The 572-nt window shown below is 39.9% G+C and carries 1 protein-coding gene; it reads left to right on the top strand.

Annotated elements, in window-relative coordinates; all coding sequences use genetic code 11:
* Positions 1–100 precede the first annotated feature (100 nt).
* Positions 101–572: Fe-S protein assembly co-chaperone HscB (gene hscB / locus ACTHUM_RS18030; RefSeq protein ID WP_440403689.1), on the top strand; the 472-nt coding region annotated here is incomplete at its 3' end.

Genomic DNA, 572 nt, shown 5'->3' with positions numbered 1-572 from the left:
GTGTTGCACCTTACCGGTCATATTGTTTTCCTTTCATATAAACAGTTTCCGGATTATATCGTAAAATAATCCTCTTCTTTAGATTTTTTCCTTTAATATCATGTCTCAATACTTCAACCTCTTCCAGCTTGAGCCATCTTTCAATATTGATACCGAAGCACTCGAACAAAGCTATCGGGCTTTAGCTGCCCGATTTCATCCTGATAAATTTGCTTCTGCTTCAGCTTTTGAGCAGAAACAAGCCGTTATGATGTCTTCTACAATTAATGATGCCTACCGCACATTAAAAAGTCCTATTGATCGGGCTGCTTATCTCTTGAAAAGCCAAAATATCGATGCTGATGCACCTGAACACACTTCGTTTTCACCAGAATTCCTCATGCAGCAAATGGAATGGCGGGAAACATTGATGGATGCACAAATAGAACAAAACCATGATGCCATCCGGGCACTGGATCAAGAAATTCAAGAAGTACAAAGCAGCCTATATCAAGATTTACAACAAGCATTTGAACAACAGGATTATGAATCAGCCGCACAATGGGTACGGCATGGCCGCTTTCTTAATAAAC

Source organism: Neisseria sp. P0021.S006 (assembly GCF_051956895.1).
The sequence above is the reverse complement of the archived record's forward strand: the minus strand, read 5'-3'. Positions and strand labels throughout refer to the sequence as shown.